The 12,863-nt window shown below is 58.2% G+C and carries 17 protein-coding genes and 2 pseudogenes; 9 read left to right on the top strand and 10 right to left on the bottom strand.

Annotated elements, in window-relative coordinates; translation table 11 throughout:
- Positions 1-42: 42 nt before the first annotated feature.
- Positions 43-639, top strand: a complete 597-nt coding sequence (locus AC3WMV_RS27375) for a DJ-1/PfpI family protein (protein ID WP_103369725.1) — start codon at positions 43-45, stop codon at positions 637-639.
- 31 nt (positions 640-670) lie between these two features.
- On the opposite strand, the gene AC3WMV_RS27370 is transcribed toward AC3WMV_RS27375, so the two are convergent.
- Together AC3WMV_RS27370 and AC3WMV_RS27365 are read right to left on the bottom strand one after the other, a co-directional pair.
- Positions 671-829: a DUF2986 domain-containing protein gene (locus AC3WMV_RS27370; protein WP_081730283.1), complete on the bottom strand. Its 159-nt coding sequence runs from the start codon at positions 827-829 to the stop codon at positions 671-673.
- A gap of 48 nt (positions 830-877) precedes the next feature.
- Complete coding sequence (locus tag AC3WMV_RS27365; protein ID WP_096797690.1) at positions 878-1,210, bottom strand: low molecular weight protein tyrosine phosphatase family protein; 333 nt, start codon at positions 1,208-1,210, stop codon at positions 878-880.
- A gap of 286 nt (positions 1,211-1,496) precedes the next feature.
- Between AC3WMV_RS27365 and AC3WMV_RS27360 the strand changes: the two genes are divergently transcribed.
- Together AC3WMV_RS27360 and AC3WMV_RS27355 are read left to right on the top strand one after the other, a co-directional pair.
- Entirely contained in the window at positions 1,497-2,192 is a 696-nt protein-coding gene (locus tag AC3WMV_RS27360; RefSeq protein WP_103369724.1) for a tRNA (adenine(22)-N(1))-methyltransferase, read from the top strand.
- A gap of 72 nt (positions 2,193-2,264) precedes the next feature.
- Positions 2,265-2,744: a MerR family transcriptional regulator gene (locus tag AC3WMV_RS27355; protein WP_096797692.1), complete on the top strand. Its 480-nt coding sequence runs from the start codon at positions 2,265-2,267 to the stop codon at positions 2,742-2,744.
- A 15-nt stretch (positions 2,745-2,759) separates the two neighbouring features.
- Here the strand turns inward: AC3WMV_RS27355 and AC3WMV_RS27350 are convergent.
- Positions 2,760-2,894: pseudogene (locus AC3WMV_RS27350) on the bottom strand (acetoacetate decarboxylase (ADC)); the annotation flags it as partial.
- 94 nt (positions 2,895-2,988) lie between these two features.
- A complete protein-coding gene (locus tag AC3WMV_RS27345) occupies positions 2,989-3,780 on the bottom strand; it encodes a type 1 glutamine amidotransferase domain-containing protein (protein ID WP_103369723.1) in 792 nt (263 codons plus the stop codon).
- Between the two features lie 289 nt (positions 3,781-4,069).
- On the opposite strand from AC3WMV_RS27345, the gene AC3WMV_RS27340 reads away from it, so the two are divergent.
- A complete protein-coding gene (locus AC3WMV_RS27340) occupies positions 4,070-5,302 on the top strand; it encodes an NADH:flavin oxidoreductase/NADH oxidase family protein (RefSeq protein WP_103369722.1) in 1,233 nt (410 codons plus the stop codon).
- A gap of 65 nt (positions 5,303-5,367) precedes the next feature.
- On the opposite strand, the gene AC3WMV_RS27335 is transcribed toward AC3WMV_RS27340, so the two are convergent.
- A complete protein-coding gene (locus AC3WMV_RS27335) occupies positions 5,368-5,928 on the bottom strand; it encodes a fasciclin domain-containing protein (protein ID WP_103369721.1) in 561 nt (186 codons plus the stop codon).
- A gap of 119 nt (positions 5,929-6,047) precedes the next feature.
- Positions 6,048-6,470 (bottom strand): SgcJ/EcaC family oxidoreductase, encoded by a 423-nt coding sequence (locus tag AC3WMV_RS27330; protein ID WP_097087835.1) that lies wholly within the window; start codon positions 6,468-6,470, stop codon positions 6,048-6,050.
- A gap of 53 nt (positions 6,471-6,523) precedes the next feature.
- Here AC3WMV_RS27330 and AC3WMV_RS27325 point away from each other — a divergent pair, with 53 nt between their 5' ends.
- Positions 6,524-6,817: a hypothetical protein gene (locus AC3WMV_RS27325; protein WP_097087833.1), complete on the top strand. Its 294-nt coding sequence runs from the start codon at positions 6,524-6,526 to the stop codon at positions 6,815-6,817.
- Positions 6,818-6,983: 166 nt separating this feature from the next.
- Positions 6,984-7,418, top strand: coding sequence for a GFA family protein (locus AC3WMV_RS27320; RefSeq protein ID WP_103369719.1), 435 nt, complete (start codon positions 6,984-6,986; stop codon positions 7,416-7,418).
- A 19-nt stretch (positions 7,419-7,437) separates the two neighbouring features.
- On the opposite strand, the pseudogene AC3WMV_RS27315 reads toward AC3WMV_RS27320, so the two are convergent.
- Together AC3WMV_RS27315 and AC3WMV_RS27310 are read right to left on the bottom strand one after the other, a co-directional pair.
- Positions 7,438-7,524: pseudogene (locus AC3WMV_RS27315) on the bottom strand (DUF1993 family protein); the annotation flags it as partial.
- Between the two features lie 43 nt (positions 7,525-7,567).
- Positions 7,568-7,960: a MerR family transcriptional regulator gene (locus AC3WMV_RS27310; protein WP_096797698.1), complete on the bottom strand. Its 393-nt coding sequence runs from the start codon at positions 7,958-7,960 to the stop codon at positions 7,568-7,570.
- A 74-nt stretch (positions 7,961-8,034) separates the two neighbouring features.
- On the opposite strand from AC3WMV_RS27310, the gene AC3WMV_RS27305 reads away from it, so the two are divergent.
- Positions 8,035-9,114, top strand: a complete 1,080-nt coding sequence (locus tag AC3WMV_RS27305) for an SDR family oxidoreductase (protein WP_103370543.1) — start codon at positions 8,035-8,037, stop codon at positions 9,112-9,114.
- Between the two features lie 145 nt (positions 9,115-9,259).
- Here the strand turns inward: AC3WMV_RS27305 and AC3WMV_RS27300 are convergent, their stop codons facing one another.
- The gene (locus tag AC3WMV_RS27300) at positions 9,260-10,381 is read right to left on the bottom strand and encodes an SMP-30/gluconolactonase/LRE family protein (RefSeq protein ID WP_103369717.1); all 1,122 of its coding nucleotides are present in this window, start codon (positions 10,379-10,381) and stop codon (positions 9,260-9,262) included.
- Between the two features lie 236 nt (positions 10,382-10,617).
- Between AC3WMV_RS27300 and AC3WMV_RS27295 the strand changes: the two genes are divergently transcribed.
- The gene (locus tag AC3WMV_RS27295; RefSeq protein WP_103369716.1) at positions 10,618-11,733 is read left to right on the top strand and encodes a saccharopine dehydrogenase family protein; all 1,116 of its coding nucleotides are present in this window, start codon (positions 10,618-10,620) and stop codon (positions 11,731-11,733) included.
- A gap of 2 nt (positions 11,734-11,735) precedes the next feature.
- Positions 11,736-12,227 (top strand): DUF2269 family protein, encoded by a 492-nt coding sequence (locus tag AC3WMV_RS27290; RefSeq protein ID WP_103369715.1) that lies wholly within the window; start codon positions 11,736-11,738, stop codon positions 12,225-12,227.
- An 8-nt stretch (positions 12,228-12,235) separates the two neighbouring features.
- Here the strand turns inward: AC3WMV_RS27290 and AC3WMV_RS27285 are convergent, their stop codons facing one another.
- Positions 12,236-12,688, bottom strand: coding sequence for a thiol-disulfide oxidoreductase DCC family protein (locus tag AC3WMV_RS27285; protein WP_097087819.1), 453 nt, complete (start codon positions 12,686-12,688; stop codon positions 12,236-12,238).
- Positions 12,689-12,863: the final 175 nt, after the last annotated feature.

The raw sequence follows: 12,863 nt of genomic DNA, 5'->3' as shown, positions 1-12,863 counted from the left end.
GGCAGATTTTACGATGAGTCATCGCCCATTTAGAGACTCACCATGCACATCGCCATCCTGACCTTTGAAGGCTTCAACGAACTGGATTCGCTTATCGCGTTCAGCATTCTCAACCGGGTCAAACAGCCCGATTGGCGCGTGTCGATCGCCAGCCCGACGGAAAAAGTGCGTTCGATGAATGGCCTGGTGATCGAGGCTCAGGTGTCATTGGAGGAGGCGAGCGACGCGGACGCGGTGTTGGTGGGCAGCGGAAGTCTGACCCGGGATATCGTGGCGGATACCGAGCTGATGGCGCGGCTACGGTTCGATCCGCAGCGCCAGCTCTTGGGCGCCCAGTGCTCGGGCACGCTGATCCTGGCAAAGCTCGGCCTGCTCAATGACGTCCCAGCCTGTACCGATCTGATCACCAAGCCCTGGGTGGAGGAGGCCGGTGTGGCGGTGCTCAATCAGCCGTTCATGGCCAAGGGCAATGTCGCCACCGCTGGCGGTTGCCTGTCCTCACAATATATGGCGGCCTGGTTCATCGCCCGTCTGGCCGGTGTGGAGGCCACCCGCAACGCGTTTCATTATGTGACGCCCGTTGGCGAGAAAGAGCTCTACATCGATCGGGCGATCGCGAACATCGAGGCGTATCTGTAAAGCACGTTTAATCGACGCCTGAAGCAGCGAATCAGCTCTCGCGGGTTTCAACCGGTTCGGCCGCCGCTTCGGCAGCCAGTTTCGCGCGGTCGGCCTTGCTGATGTACTTGGGCTTTTTCGGCGCCAGTTTGGCGCTGGCCTTTTTGGCCTTTTCCTTGAACAACTGCTGCAGTTTCTTTTGGCGGTTCATGTTTCTACTCAATTTGAAAGTACGGTGATGAGGATGGCAGCCTGAGCACTAAGCCCGAGGCTCGAGATAAGGCTTCACGGCGTCCTCAAGAATGTCCACCAGCTCGGGATCCATGAAGCGATAGTCATCTGGAATATCCAGCGTGTGGATCGGCTTGTGTTCAAGTAATCGGGCGTATTCGGCTTGCAGGCGATTGAGGTGCTTGCGTTCCATGACAAAGATGACATCGGCCCAGCGGATATCCGCCGGGCCGATCGGTTTGCGGGCGTTGGGGCTGGTGCCTGCCGAGCGGGCTTCGAAACCGGGCCGACGGCGCCAGATCGCCTCCGCCGTCGGACTGCGCCATTGGTTGCGGCTGCACACGAACAGGAGATTGGTCACACTTGATCCAGCAATTGGCGGGTGGTGCGGATGGGATAGCTCATGCCCAGTTGGCGCGCCCTGGCGAGTTTGTCAGCAGCCGCGGTAATACGAGTTGTGGGTATGGTAAGCGTGAATCGACGCAGTGGCTAGGTGGTTGAGCCGTTGAAGCCTTGCCTCTGCAGCCACTGGTCACACCAACGCAGTAAGGTGCTTGCCCGGATTTGAAATACCCATCATTGCCCGCTAGAGTCGCGCCCCTTGTCCGGCCAGCAGCGCCGGCGATGGCTGGTGAAGAGGGCGGCAGTTGAACGAACACACATTGTCCATGCGACTGGAGCGGGTGGCGGCGCATGTACCGGCCGGCGCGCGTTTGGCGGATATCGGCTCGGATCACGGCTATCTGCCGGTGGCCCTGATGCGCCGTGGCGCCATCGTTGCGGCGGTGGCCGGCGAGGTGGCGCTGACGCCGTTCCATGCCGCGGTGCGCACGGTGCGCGACAACGATCTGCAGCAGCACATCAGCGTGCGTCTGGCCAGTGGTCTGGCGGCGATCGAGCCTGATGACGGAATCACCGCGATCAGCCTCTGCGGCATGGGCGGCGAGACGATTCGCGACATCCTCGACAGCGGCAAGGCGCACCTGCGCGGGCACGAACGACTGATCCTGCAACCCAACGGCGGCGAGCAACCCCTGCGCCAATGGCTGATGGACAACGGCTACCGCATCCTCGATGAGGAAGTGCTGCAGGAAAACCGTTTCTTCTACGAAATCATCGTCGCCGAGCGCGGCGCACCGCTGAGCTACAGCGCCGAACAGTTGTACTTCGGCCCGTTGCTGATGCAGACGCGCAGCCCGGCATTCATCGCCAAATGGCAGCGCTTGTTAAGGCAGAAACAGAAAACCCTTAACAGTCTCAAACAGGCGCGCCAGGCTGTGCCCGAGGAGAAGCTGCAAGACATTGCGCGGCAGGTTCAGTGGATTACCGAGTTGCTGGCGTGATCTGGCATGTTGGCGCTGGCGGCTTTCAGGTTTAAAGTCAGCTTCAAGGTTAACGGGCTTGCGGAGTCGGACATGAGAATTGGTGAACTGGCGAAAATCAGCGGACTGGCGCCATCGCGTATCCGCTTCTACGAAGCGAGCGGGTTGATCACTTCGGTCGCGCGCAAAGCCAATGGCTATCGCGATTACGCCCCCGACACACAGTGGGTGTTGCATATCATCACCGGCGCGCAGGCGGCAGGTTTCTCCCTGGAGGAAATCCGTCAGTTGATGCCGATGAACGCGAGTGGCTGGCAGCATGACCAGTTGCTCAGTGGCTTGAAGCAAAAGGTCGAAGAAATCGAAGTCCTGCAGCAACGGCTGGCGCAGAACAAGGAACAACTGCTGCTGGTCATCAAAGGGATCGAGGGCAAACCTGCGGGGATGGCGTGTGCGGACAATGCGCAGAGGCTGATCCAACGGCTGTGCGAAGAAGGCGTGGCTTCTGCGCCCGACAAGCAGCCAGCAGCTGCGGCAAGAAAAGCAAACGCCCGTCAGACATCCAGAGCCTGACGGGCGTTACCGCTTTCAGCGATTGCCAACCAGCGTGGCAAGCGGTTTTGGCGCATAGAGTGCACTCTGGAACTCAGGGACATATTCGTACTTGAGCATTTTCCCCAGCTTCAAGTCGCGCAAGTAGTTCGACAGGCTGCCATCGGCCAACGCATGGTTGACCATTGAGCTGAACAGCAATCCTGTCAATACGGTGCTTGCGAGTTTCAATCGGTCTTTCTCCGGGTAGGAGCTACTTGAAGGTTCAGCGAGCTGTGTGGTCGCCAGCGAGCACCGCCATCACGGCTTCAGCCACGGCCTTGGGCGATTGAGGGTTCTGGCCGGTCACCAGCCTTCCATCGGTAATGGCAAACGAAGTGAACGGCAGCCAGCCCTTGCGGTAGTGCGCGCCCTGGCTCACCAAGCGGTCCTCAAGAAAGAATGGCACCTGATTTTTCATGCCCGAGAGCAGCTCTTCGCGGTCGGAGAAACCGGTGATGTTTCGGTTCTTGATGATCAATTGGCCTTGGCTGTCCTTCAGATCCAGCAGACCCGCTACGCCATGGCACACGGCCGACACGATGCCGCCCTGGTTGTAGATGGTTTCGGCGACACGGCGCAGGTCAGGGTTGTCGGGAAAGTCCCACATGACGCCATGGCCCCCGGTGAAGTAGATGACGCCGAAGCGGGACGGATCGACCTCGGCGATCGGCAGCGTATTGGCCAGGCGCGCGCGGAACGCAGGGGACTGCAAGTGCTCCCGCGCAGCCTTGTCCATGTACAACCACCCCAGACTGCGTTCGTCCAGAGGCACCGCGCCACCCTTGGGGCTGGCAAACACGGTGGTGTAGCCGGCGGCTTCCACCACATCGGTGAAGTGGGTCAGTTCGGTCAGCCACAACCCGGTGGTATCGGTTCGAGAGGGATAGCTGGCGTGATTGGTCATGATCACCAGGATCTGGCGATCCTTGATAGCCGCCGACTCAGCATTTGCAAACGTCATGAAAGCACCACCTATCAATAACAGGGCAGAGGAAACAAGGGTCTTGAGCATCATCCGGGCTCCATCGAGCAAGCAGGTCGGCGCATGCTCACCTTAAACCTCACTTTAAGGTCAACCCCCGCTGCTGCGAATAATTTGCGTCGATGCCATTGCTTGACCCTCAACCTGACTTTAACGCTAGCGTCTGAAGCTGATTGGGCAAGGCAATAACGCTGCTTGGCAATCTCCTCAGGAGCAACGCATCAGTCAGCGAAATCAACATTGAATGACCTTGAAAAAAGTCATTGACCTTAAAGTTGACTTCAATCTTATGGTGGCCTCATCTCCAGTTGAGGACCGCCCCATGAGCTTGTTCGACCCCCTGACCTTACCCAACGGTTCGACCATCAAGAACCGCATCGCCAAAGCCGCCATGGAGGAAAACATGGCCGACGCCGAGCAGGCGCCCTCTGCAGAACTGATGCGTCTGTATCAGGCATGGGCCGACGGTGGTGCCGGGCTGATTATCACCGGCAACGTGATGGTCGACGGCCGCGCCATGACCGGGCCGGGCGGCGTGGTGCTGCAGGATGATCAGCAACTCGAGAAGTTCAAGCGCTGGGCGCGGATCGGCCGTTCTGCCGGTGCGCAGTTCTGGTTGCAGATCAATCATCCGGGGCGCCAGATGCAGTCCAACCTCGGGCAGAAAACCTGGGCGCCGTCAGCGGTGCCGCTGGAGCTGGGCAAACTGTCCAAGCGTTTCGCCACGCCGCACGCCATGACCGCCAGTGTGATTGAGGACGTCATTCAGCGTTTTGCGCACACCGCACGCCTCGGTGAACAGGCCGGCTTCACTGGGGTGGAAATCCACGCCGCTCATGGCTATCTGTTGAGCCAGTTTCTCTCGCCACTGACCAATCAAAGGACGGACGAGTGGGGCGGCTCTCTGCAGAACCGTGCGCGGTTGTTGGTCGAGATCGTCAAGGCAGTCAGAGCCGTGGTTTCCGCGCAATTTGCGGTGGCGGTCAAACTCAATTCCGCCGATTTCCAGCGCGGCGGATTCACCGCTGACGATGCGAAAAAGGTCGTTGAACTGCTCAACGATCTGGGCGTGGATCTGGTGGAACTGTCCGGTGGCAGCTACGAAGTTCCGGCCATGCAAGGTGAGGCGCGCGATGGTCGAACTCTGGCTCGCGAGGCCTATTTCGTCGAATTTGCCCGGGACCTTCAGACCGTTGCCAAAATGCCAGTGATGGTCACCGGCGGCATCCGCCGTCGTCCGGTTGCCGAAAGCGTCGTGCACAGTGGTGTGGACATGGTCGGCATCGGTACCGCGTTGGCCATCGATCCGTACCTGCCGCGTGACTGGCTGCAGGGCAAGGACAACGCCCCGCAATTGCCGCCGATCACCTGGAAAAACAAGGCCATTGCGGCCTTGGCGAACATGGCGGTGGTGAAGTTTCAGCTGGGTAAACTCAGTCGGGCGAAAAAGCCTGATCCGGGGGTGTCACCGTTACGCGCGCTGATTTTGCAGCAGATCGCCATGGCGTTTCGCACCCGGCAATATCGGCGCTGGGTGGAAAAGCGTTCGGCGTGAGTCGCAAGGCATTTCAATCTTGACGTTGGCGGACGTTCTGACGAGAGCCCGCCAACGTCAGCCAGTCAATTCGGCATCAGCACCGTATCGACCACATGAATCACGCCATTGGATTGCATGACGTCCGCGATGGTGACGGCAGCTTTTCCACCTTTGGCGTCCTGCACCCACAGCTTGCCGTCGTGCAACATCACGGTCAGCGATTCGCCCTGGACGGTTTTCAGCATCACTTTGCCGCCGTGCATTTTGGCGTCGTCCATCAACTGTTTAGCCGTGTGAGTGCCGGCGATGACGTGGTAAGTCAGGATCTTGGTCAGGTCCGCCTTGTGTTCAGGCTTGACCAATGTATCGACCGTGCCGGCGGGCAGTTTTGCGAAGGCTTCGTTGGTGGGGGCGAAGACGGTGAACGGGCCCTTGCTGTTGAGCGTATCCACCAGCCCGGCGGCCTTGACCGCAGCGACCAGGGTCGTGTGATCCTTGGAGTTGACTGCGTTTTCGACGATGGTCTTGGTCGGATACATGGCCGCGCCGCCAACCATCACGGTATCGGCAGCAAAGCTGGATCCGGCTCCGAGGCAGAGCAGGGTAAAGCAAGCGACAGCAAGGCGTTTGATGAGCATGTGCATGGTGCGTCTCCTTGATTCTTCGACCCTTCGAATGAGGGTGTTGAATGTACGGAGCAGGGAGTGAAACGGATGCAGCATGCAGCGAAAAACCTTTTGCGGTGCGCTGAAACGGATTACTGCTAATCACGCAAGGTGGCTTCACCTGTGCGCGGGTTGGTCAGGGTCACATTCTCCAGCGCTCTGATGCGCCAAGCTTCGTTCTGCCTGATCAGCACCGCGAGAATCAGCGTATCCACCACATGCGCTCCGGCCGGATGCGCAGCACCGGCCGACAAACGACTCCAGAAGTGAATGATCGCCACCCCGTCAGCAACAGGGTCGATATCGATCAGTTCATTCTCAAGAGTGGAGTCACGATAGATCGTCTGGTGAATGGGCGCGTGCAGCGCAACGATCTGCTCGACGCCCCGAACGAAGTGGCCGAAACGATTGACGAACGTCGCTTGCGGATCGAACAGAGCTCCGAGTGCCGCCATGTCGTGAGCGTTCCAGGCTACCTGGAATGCGGCGGGAGCGTCTTCGGGTTTTTTTATCTGAGTCATGGCCGGGGCCTCGCAGATCGTTAGAATGCGCTTTTAAACATAAGAAGCTCAGTATGGATGTACAAGCGCTCGAAAGTAGCGACGTTTTATCGTTCACGTTGGATCAGGCACATCGCTGTTTCGAAATGGTCGTCAGCCTGAAGGACGGATGCCGATGCAAACTGACGGCGTGGAATATCGATGGCGCAGAGTTGCCCATCAGTCTCGGTGCTCTGCACATTCAAAATTCTCGCATCCTCGGAGAGCTGGAAGGGATCAGCTTTGTTGAAAACGTTCTATCTCTCGAGGGCGATTTTGGCGATATGTCTATCGAGGCGGACACGGTTTTGGTCGAAAAGCTGATTTAGGCTTTGAGCGCAAAAGGAGGGATCGCCATCTCGATAGACGATTCCATTCAAATCTCTGTCAACGCTTGGCGCAATACATTCTGTCTGTAACCTGAGGTTCTGCCGGCGCGCTTGTTTCTAAACCTGACGCCAGCGCCTGATCGATCGTTTTTCCAAGGAGGTCCCCATGACAACAGGGCAGTGTCTTTGCGCGGCAGTACGCTTTTCCCTCTCAGTGGAACCGCGCTTTTTCTATCGCTGCCACTGCTCACTGTGCCGCAAACAAACCGGTGTCGGGTTCAACCTCGCCACTCTGGTAAGCGCTCGGGACTTTCGTTGGGACGCAGGGCAGGACGCGATCAACAGTTGGGTCAAACCCAGCGGCTACAGAAACGACTTCTGCGCACAGTGCGGCTCGACCGTGCCCAACCCACTTCGCGAATCGCCTTACGTGTGGATTCCGCTCGGACTGCTCGATGAGGATTTGAGCATGGAATGCGTTGGCGATTTCTGTGTGGACGATGCCATGTCATGGGATACGCAGCGTTCAACGCGGAGTTATCAAGGGGCGGTGGAGTCACTGGCGTTTCTTCTGCAAAAACTCCGGGTCAATCCTGATTGACCCGAAGCTCGCGCTGCAATTACTTCCTTAGATACGCAAACATGTGCTGCACATAATCCGCCTTGCCCAGCGGCACACCGTTGTGGCGCAGGATGTTGTAGGCACGGCACACTTTGCGCAGGAGCCTCCCCACGGCATTTGCCGTAGGTTCAATGATTGGCAGCGTCGCTCGACTGTTGAAGCTCAAGTTGCCTGGCAGCACTCGCTTCGAGGGCCGCACGCTCTACATCCAGATACCGATGGATGCTTTGGAGGTTGGCAATTTTCTGTTTGATTTCGGCCATCTTCTTTTCAATCAGCTTCGCGCCGTCAGCACAGTCGATCAGCTTGTTGCGCTGCGCATCCAGAATCTCGCCTATTTCCCCCAAGGAAAATCCCATGCTTTGCGCGCGCTGGATAAAGTCCAGATCCTGCAGGGTTTGCTCGGTGTAGACACGATAGTTGTTGGTTTGCCGCAGCGGTGAGATCAGGCCGATTTGCTCGTAGTAACGCAACGTATGACGGCTGGCGCCGCTGCGAGCCTCGAGTTCGCCGATTTTCATGAAAACACCGCTTGACTGTAGAGTTGGGTCGATACTTTACGCTTGATTTCTCACCTTCAACAAGGAACAGGGAAATGAGCGTGGAGTGCTTTGTCACGGGGGGGACCGGCTTCATCGGTCAACATTTGCTGGCGAACCTGAGTGCAAAAGGTCACACCCTTCGGGTATTGATGCGTCGCCCGGAGCGGCTGGCTGCGTTGCGCGAGCAAGTTGATAGTTTAGGCGGGTGCGCGACACGGGTATTTGCCGTGGCTGGCGATCTGGAACAGGACAATCTCGGGCTGAGCCTGGCTGATCAGGAGGTGCTGAGGCGCGCCAGCGTCATATTCCATCTGGGCGCTCACTTCGCATGGGGGCTTTCGATGGAGCAGTCTCGTGCGGTGAATGTGGAGGGGGCAAAGCGTGTGGCGCTGTTGGCGGCTGAGCAAAAAAGCCGTTTAGTGATGATCGGCGGCTACATGCTGAACAATCATGAACATCTGCAACGCATCGGCATTGATCCTCGTCAGCCGGAGTTGACGAACTGGCCCGCCGTTTACCGACGTGTCGGTGGATACGAGGCAAGCAAGCTGGAGGCGCATTTTGCGACCCAGCAGGTCATGTCCGCCAAGGGGGGTGAGATGACCGTTGTCCACCCTGCGACGGTCTGTGGCCACAGCCGCACCGGGCATATCGTTGACGGTCAGCCGCTGGTGGCGCTGATACGCAACCTGGTGCAGGGCAAGCTGACTGCGGTGCCCGGTACCGCCGAGCACTGGCTGCCACTGGTCACCGTGGATTATCTGGTCGAACTGGTGGCTGTTTGTGCTTTTGATCCTGCCATGGTGGGCGAGGAACTGCTGGCGCTTGATGATCAAACGCCAAACTTGCGAGAACTCCTGGCACAGGTGGCTAAACCTTTGGGCTTGAAGTCTCCCAAACATCATATTTCACTCCGACTGCTGAAGTGGCTACTGAGTATTCCTCCGGTCGCGTGGTTTTTGAATACAAAACCCGAAGCCCTGGACTTTATCCAGACCACTCGTTTCAACACCGCGGCGGTCGAGCAATTTGCCAACAGGCATGGAATAGCCAAACCGGATATACGTCAGGCTTTGCAGCACACGGCAACGTTCGTCAACGCGTATTGCATAGCCAAGGGCCAGGCACTCTGACGTCTCCCTTGGGCGGCGCCGTCGATACAGGGCGGCATGCTATCGAACGACAATTCAGCGACAAGGATCGTCACCGCGCAGCCTCGGATGCGCGGCAGGATCTTGTTTCGCTACTCACGGAACTATCGTTAGACCAACGTCGGTTTTACAACGCAAACGTAGTCCCGCGAGTATTCACAAACAATGAGTAGATCGAGTGACTACTGGCCATGAACAGTCGATTGCCTTCGCGCCCGCCGAAGCACAGGTTCGGGCAGCGCTCTGGCAGCGAAATGTGCCCGATGGCCCTGCCCTGCGAGTTGAAAACACGCACGCCGTCGAGTTTTTCCAGGTCGGCCTTGGGATCACCATTACCGCCCCAGCCGCACCACAGGTTGCCCGCTTCGTCGCACTTGATGCCGTCAATCGCGGCATAGTCCAAGCCTTCGATGTGCTTGCGGCGTTCACCCAGGGTGCCGTCGTCTTTCACCGTAATCGCCCAGATCAGGCGATTGGGCTTGGCGCGACCTTCGACGACATACAGGGTCTTTTCATCGGGAGAAAAGCACAGGCCGTTGGGGCCGTTGAGGTCGTCGATTACCCGAGTGACTTTTTGGCTCTCACCGTCGATGCGGTACACGGCGTGGGGCTGGGTCGGGGTGACTTTGTGGCCTTCGTAGTTGTTGCCGGTCTGGAATGGCGGGTCGGTGAACCAGATCGAGCCATCACTTTTGCAGACAATGTCGTTGGGCGAGTTGAAGGGCTTGCCGTCGAAACTGTCGGCCAGCACGGTGATCGTGCCATTGTGTTCGGTGCGCGTGATGCGGCGCCCTTCGCTAGTGGTGGTGGAGCCTTCGCAAACGATCAGACGCCCTTGTCGATCCCGGCACATGCCGTTGGAGAAGTTTGAGTGTTCGCGGTACACCGTGAAGGAGTCGGTGATTTCGTCCCAGCGCATGATGCGATTATTGGGGATGTCGCTGACCAACAGATACCGGCCATCACCGACCCACACCGGTCCTTCGGCCCAGCGCATGCCGGTGGCGAGCTTTTCAACACTGGCGTTGAAAACGCGTAGCTCCAGGAAACTGTCGTCGAGGATATGAATCAGTGGATCAGGGTAGCGCTGACTCAAGGGTTCGGCGGCATCGGAGAAGCGGGGCAGTGCGGCGCTGCCGACAGTGGCGAGCGTGGCGGAAACAGCGAGCGACTTTTTCAGGAAACTGCGGCGGGTATTGCCTTTCGCTTGATCAAGGCTTTCAGGCTTGGCGGACAGGAATGAGTCCATGTAGCGATCTCCGTGGTTTTATTTTTGTTGAGGAGACGTAGTAATACCTTGTGATAAGACATCGTACAAGTTGATATGGCCGTCGCCAGCGCTGCATGTCATGCCGGTGACTGGAATCGATCTGGCCGACATGGCGCTAACTCTTACCGATGCTGTCTTGCCTGGCCCGGTGATATCAGGGAAGCTGCGCCGAATCCGGTTACGGGTCAGTTGTTGAATTGTTCAGGGAAGCGTTGATGGCACTCAGGGTGTTGGTGGTTGGCGGGTATGGAAACTTTGGCAGTATCGTTTGTCGGCATCTGATCGACATGCCGGGCGTCGAACTGGCGATCTCGGGGCGCGATCCGCAGAAGCTGGAGCGCAAGGTTGCTGAGTTGGGGGCGAGCTGCGAGCGCTGGTGTGGTGATGCGATGGGCGCCGGTTTCACCGCTGCTCTGCGCGCAATGAATATTCAACTGGTGATTCACACGGGCGGCCCGTTCCAGGGGCAATCCTATGCGGTGGCCGAAAGCTGCATCGAGGCGGGCGTCAACTATTGCGATCTGGCGGACTGCCGGACGTTCGTCAATGGCATCGGCGTACTCGATGCACGGGCGAGAGAGGCCGGTGTCGTCATCCTCAGTGGTTGCAGTTCGGTGCCGACGCTGTCGTCGGCGATCATCGATGAGCAGCGCCATCACTTCAAACGCATCGACTCGATCGAGCACGGCATTTCCTCGTCAGCGAAAATGCCGGGGTTGTCGACAATCGAGGGCGTGCTGGCGTATGCGGGCAAACCGATCCGCCAACTGCGCAATGGTCAAGTGCATGAGGTGATGGGCTGGGAAGACCTGACCTTGCGCAAGCTGCAGAACCTGGGCACTCGTGCGCTGGCCAATGTTGATGTGCCGGACATGGACATCTTTGCCAGCCGGTTTGGTGCGCACACGTTGAGTTTCAAGGCAGGCGCTGGCCTCAAGCTCGGCGGCGTGGCCAATTATCTGTTTGCACTGGGGATGAGGAAAGGGCTGGTGCGTGACCACAGGGTGTGGGCGGCCCGGTTGCATCGCTGGGGGACATGGTTTGAGCGTTTCGGTGATGGCAAAAGTGCAATGTATATAGATGCGCGAGGTGTCGGTTTGAACGACCAGCCGTTGTCGATGATGGCGCAACTGACCGCGCTGAATGACAAGGGGCCGGAGATCCCTAGTTGTGCTGCCGTCGCTCTGGCCGCGAAGATCGCAGGAGGTTATTTACCCGAACCGGGGGCTCGTCCATGTGTTGGTGAGATCAGCGTCGACGAATACATGGCAGCGATCAACGATCCGCAGAATCTTGGCCTGTCCGTGATTTTCTCTGACGGGATGCGTTGAGCATGCTTTATCTGAGCGTGAAGTACGTGCATGTCATCGCTGCGATTTTCCTCTTCGGCTTCGGCATGGGTTCCTATCTGTACCTGATCGCCACCAGTCGCACGGCCAATCCGCACGTGATTGCGCATGTGGCGAGAATGGTCGTGCGCTATGACGCCTGGATCACCACGCCGGCAGGCTTCATCCAGATCGCGACGGGTTATTGGCTGACAAGGCTTTCCGGGTTGCCGTTGACCACGGACTGGGTGCTGATGTCGCTGATCCTGTTCTTTGTAGTGGGCTCGCTTTGGTTGCCGGTGCTGTTGCTGCAGAAACGTCTGCAAGGGATGGCGGCGGACGCGGTGCAATGTGGGGCGGGGCTTGATGCTGATTACCGGGCTGTTTATCGGCAGTGGTTCTGGATGGGCGTTTGCGGGTTTCTGGGAATGTTCGTGATCGTGCTGATGATGGTGACGAGGATGACGCCGGGGCAGTGGCTGCAGTTGATGTTGTAGCTGAGCATTCACACCGGCGACTTGAGAAAGCGACGTTCGTGATCGGGGTCGGGTAACAGGCAGCTGTCGTACTTGCCGAAGATCCAATAGCGATTCAGTGCGACGCGGTCGTAGGCCCAATCTCTAAGTGCTCGTGGGAAAACTCGCAGAAGCCTGACCAGCGACCAACGAGCCGGCAGTTGTGCAATCACTTCGAAGAACGCATCGGAGCGCACCCAGTAATGCTGGTCGCGGATCACCGCCATAGTGTCGAATTCGTCCACCGGGAGACCGGCCCATGCCAGCAAGGCCTGACCTTCTGGCGATTGCACTGCCGCCAGGCGCACTCGCTGTTTGTTGTCGTGGCGAATCAGAAAACGCGCCCAGCCGTTGCATAGCTTGCAGACGCCGTCGAACAGCACCACGGTCTCGCCTGGATTGAGCAGGGGCGCTGGGGTAGGGCGTATTCGGGAGCCGGGCAAGGGCCGGGATCCAGGAAGTTGGGCTGTCATTGTGAGGCATCATCCGAAGGCGTTGTTTTAGGCGATGGACCGTATGCTGCGTATCTGTTGACGGTGCGTCTATATATAAGCAGGCTTTTTCGGTGCATTGATAGAAAACTGAAATTAACGGTTGACGGCAGATTCAGGAGGTCTA

Source organism: Pseudomonas sp. FW305-3-2-15-E-TSA4 (assembly GCF_058787295.1).
Note: the sequence above shows the minus strand (reverse complement) of the source record. Positions and strands in the feature narration are given on the sequence as shown.

What these genes read in the sequence shown, in the direction of transcription:
- AC3WMV_RS27290 (WP_103369715.1), top strand. Translation starts at nt 11,736, where the DNA reads ATGCTTTATCTGAGCGTGAAGTACGTGCATGTCATCGCTGCGATTTTC.
- AC3WMV_RS27330 (WP_097087835.1), bottom strand. Translation starts at nt 6,470, where the DNA reads ATGACTCAGATAAAAAAACCCGAAGACGCTCCCGCCGCATTCCAGGTA.
- AC3WMV_RS27295 (WP_103369716.1), top strand. Translation starts at nt 10,618, where the DNA reads ATGGCACTCAGGGTGTTGGTGGTTGGCGGGTATGGAAACTTTGGCAGT.
- AC3WMV_RS27335 (WP_103369721.1), bottom strand. Translation starts at nt 5,928, where the DNA reads ATGCACATGCTCATCAAACGCCTTGCTGTCGCTTGCTTTACCCTGCTC.
- AC3WMV_RS27300 (WP_103369717.1), bottom strand. Translation starts at nt 10,381, where the DNA reads ATGGACTCATTCCTGTCCGCCAAGCCTGAAAGCCTTGATCAAGCGAAA.
- AC3WMV_RS27375 (WP_103369725.1), top strand. Translation starts at nt 43, where the DNA reads ATGCACATCGCCATCCTGACCTTTGAAGGCTTCAACGAACTGGATTCG.
- AC3WMV_RS27325 (WP_097087833.1), top strand. Translation starts at nt 6,524, where the DNA reads ATGGATGTACAAGCGCTCGAAAGTAGCGACGTTTTATCGTTCACGTTG.
- AC3WMV_RS27320 (WP_103369719.1), top strand. Translation starts at nt 6,984, where the DNA reads ATGACAACAGGGCAGTGTCTTTGCGCGGCAGTACGCTTTTCCCTCTCA.
- AC3WMV_RS27345 (WP_103369723.1), bottom strand. Translation starts at nt 3,780, where the DNA reads ATGATGCTCAAGACCCTTGTTTCCTCTGCCCTGTTATTGATAGGTGGT.
- AC3WMV_RS27370 (WP_081730283.1), bottom strand. Translation starts at nt 829, where the DNA reads ATGAACCGCCAAAAGAAACTGCAGCAGTTGTTCAAGGAAAAGGCCAAA.
- AC3WMV_RS27310 (WP_096797698.1), bottom strand. Translation starts at nt 7,960, where the DNA reads ATGAAAATCGGCGAACTCGAGGCTCGCAGCGGCGCCAGCCGTCATACG.
- AC3WMV_RS27340 (WP_103369722.1), top strand. Translation starts at nt 4,070, where the DNA reads ATGAGCTTGTTCGACCCCCTGACCTTACCCAACGGTTCGACCATCAAG.
- AC3WMV_RS27305 (WP_103370543.1), top strand. Translation starts at nt 8,035, where the DNA reads ATGAGCGTGGAGTGCTTTGTCACGGGGGGGACCGGCTTCATCGGTCAA.
- AC3WMV_RS27355 (WP_096797692.1), top strand. Translation starts at nt 2,265, where the DNA reads ATGAGAATTGGTGAACTGGCGAAAATCAGCGGACTGGCGCCATCGCGT.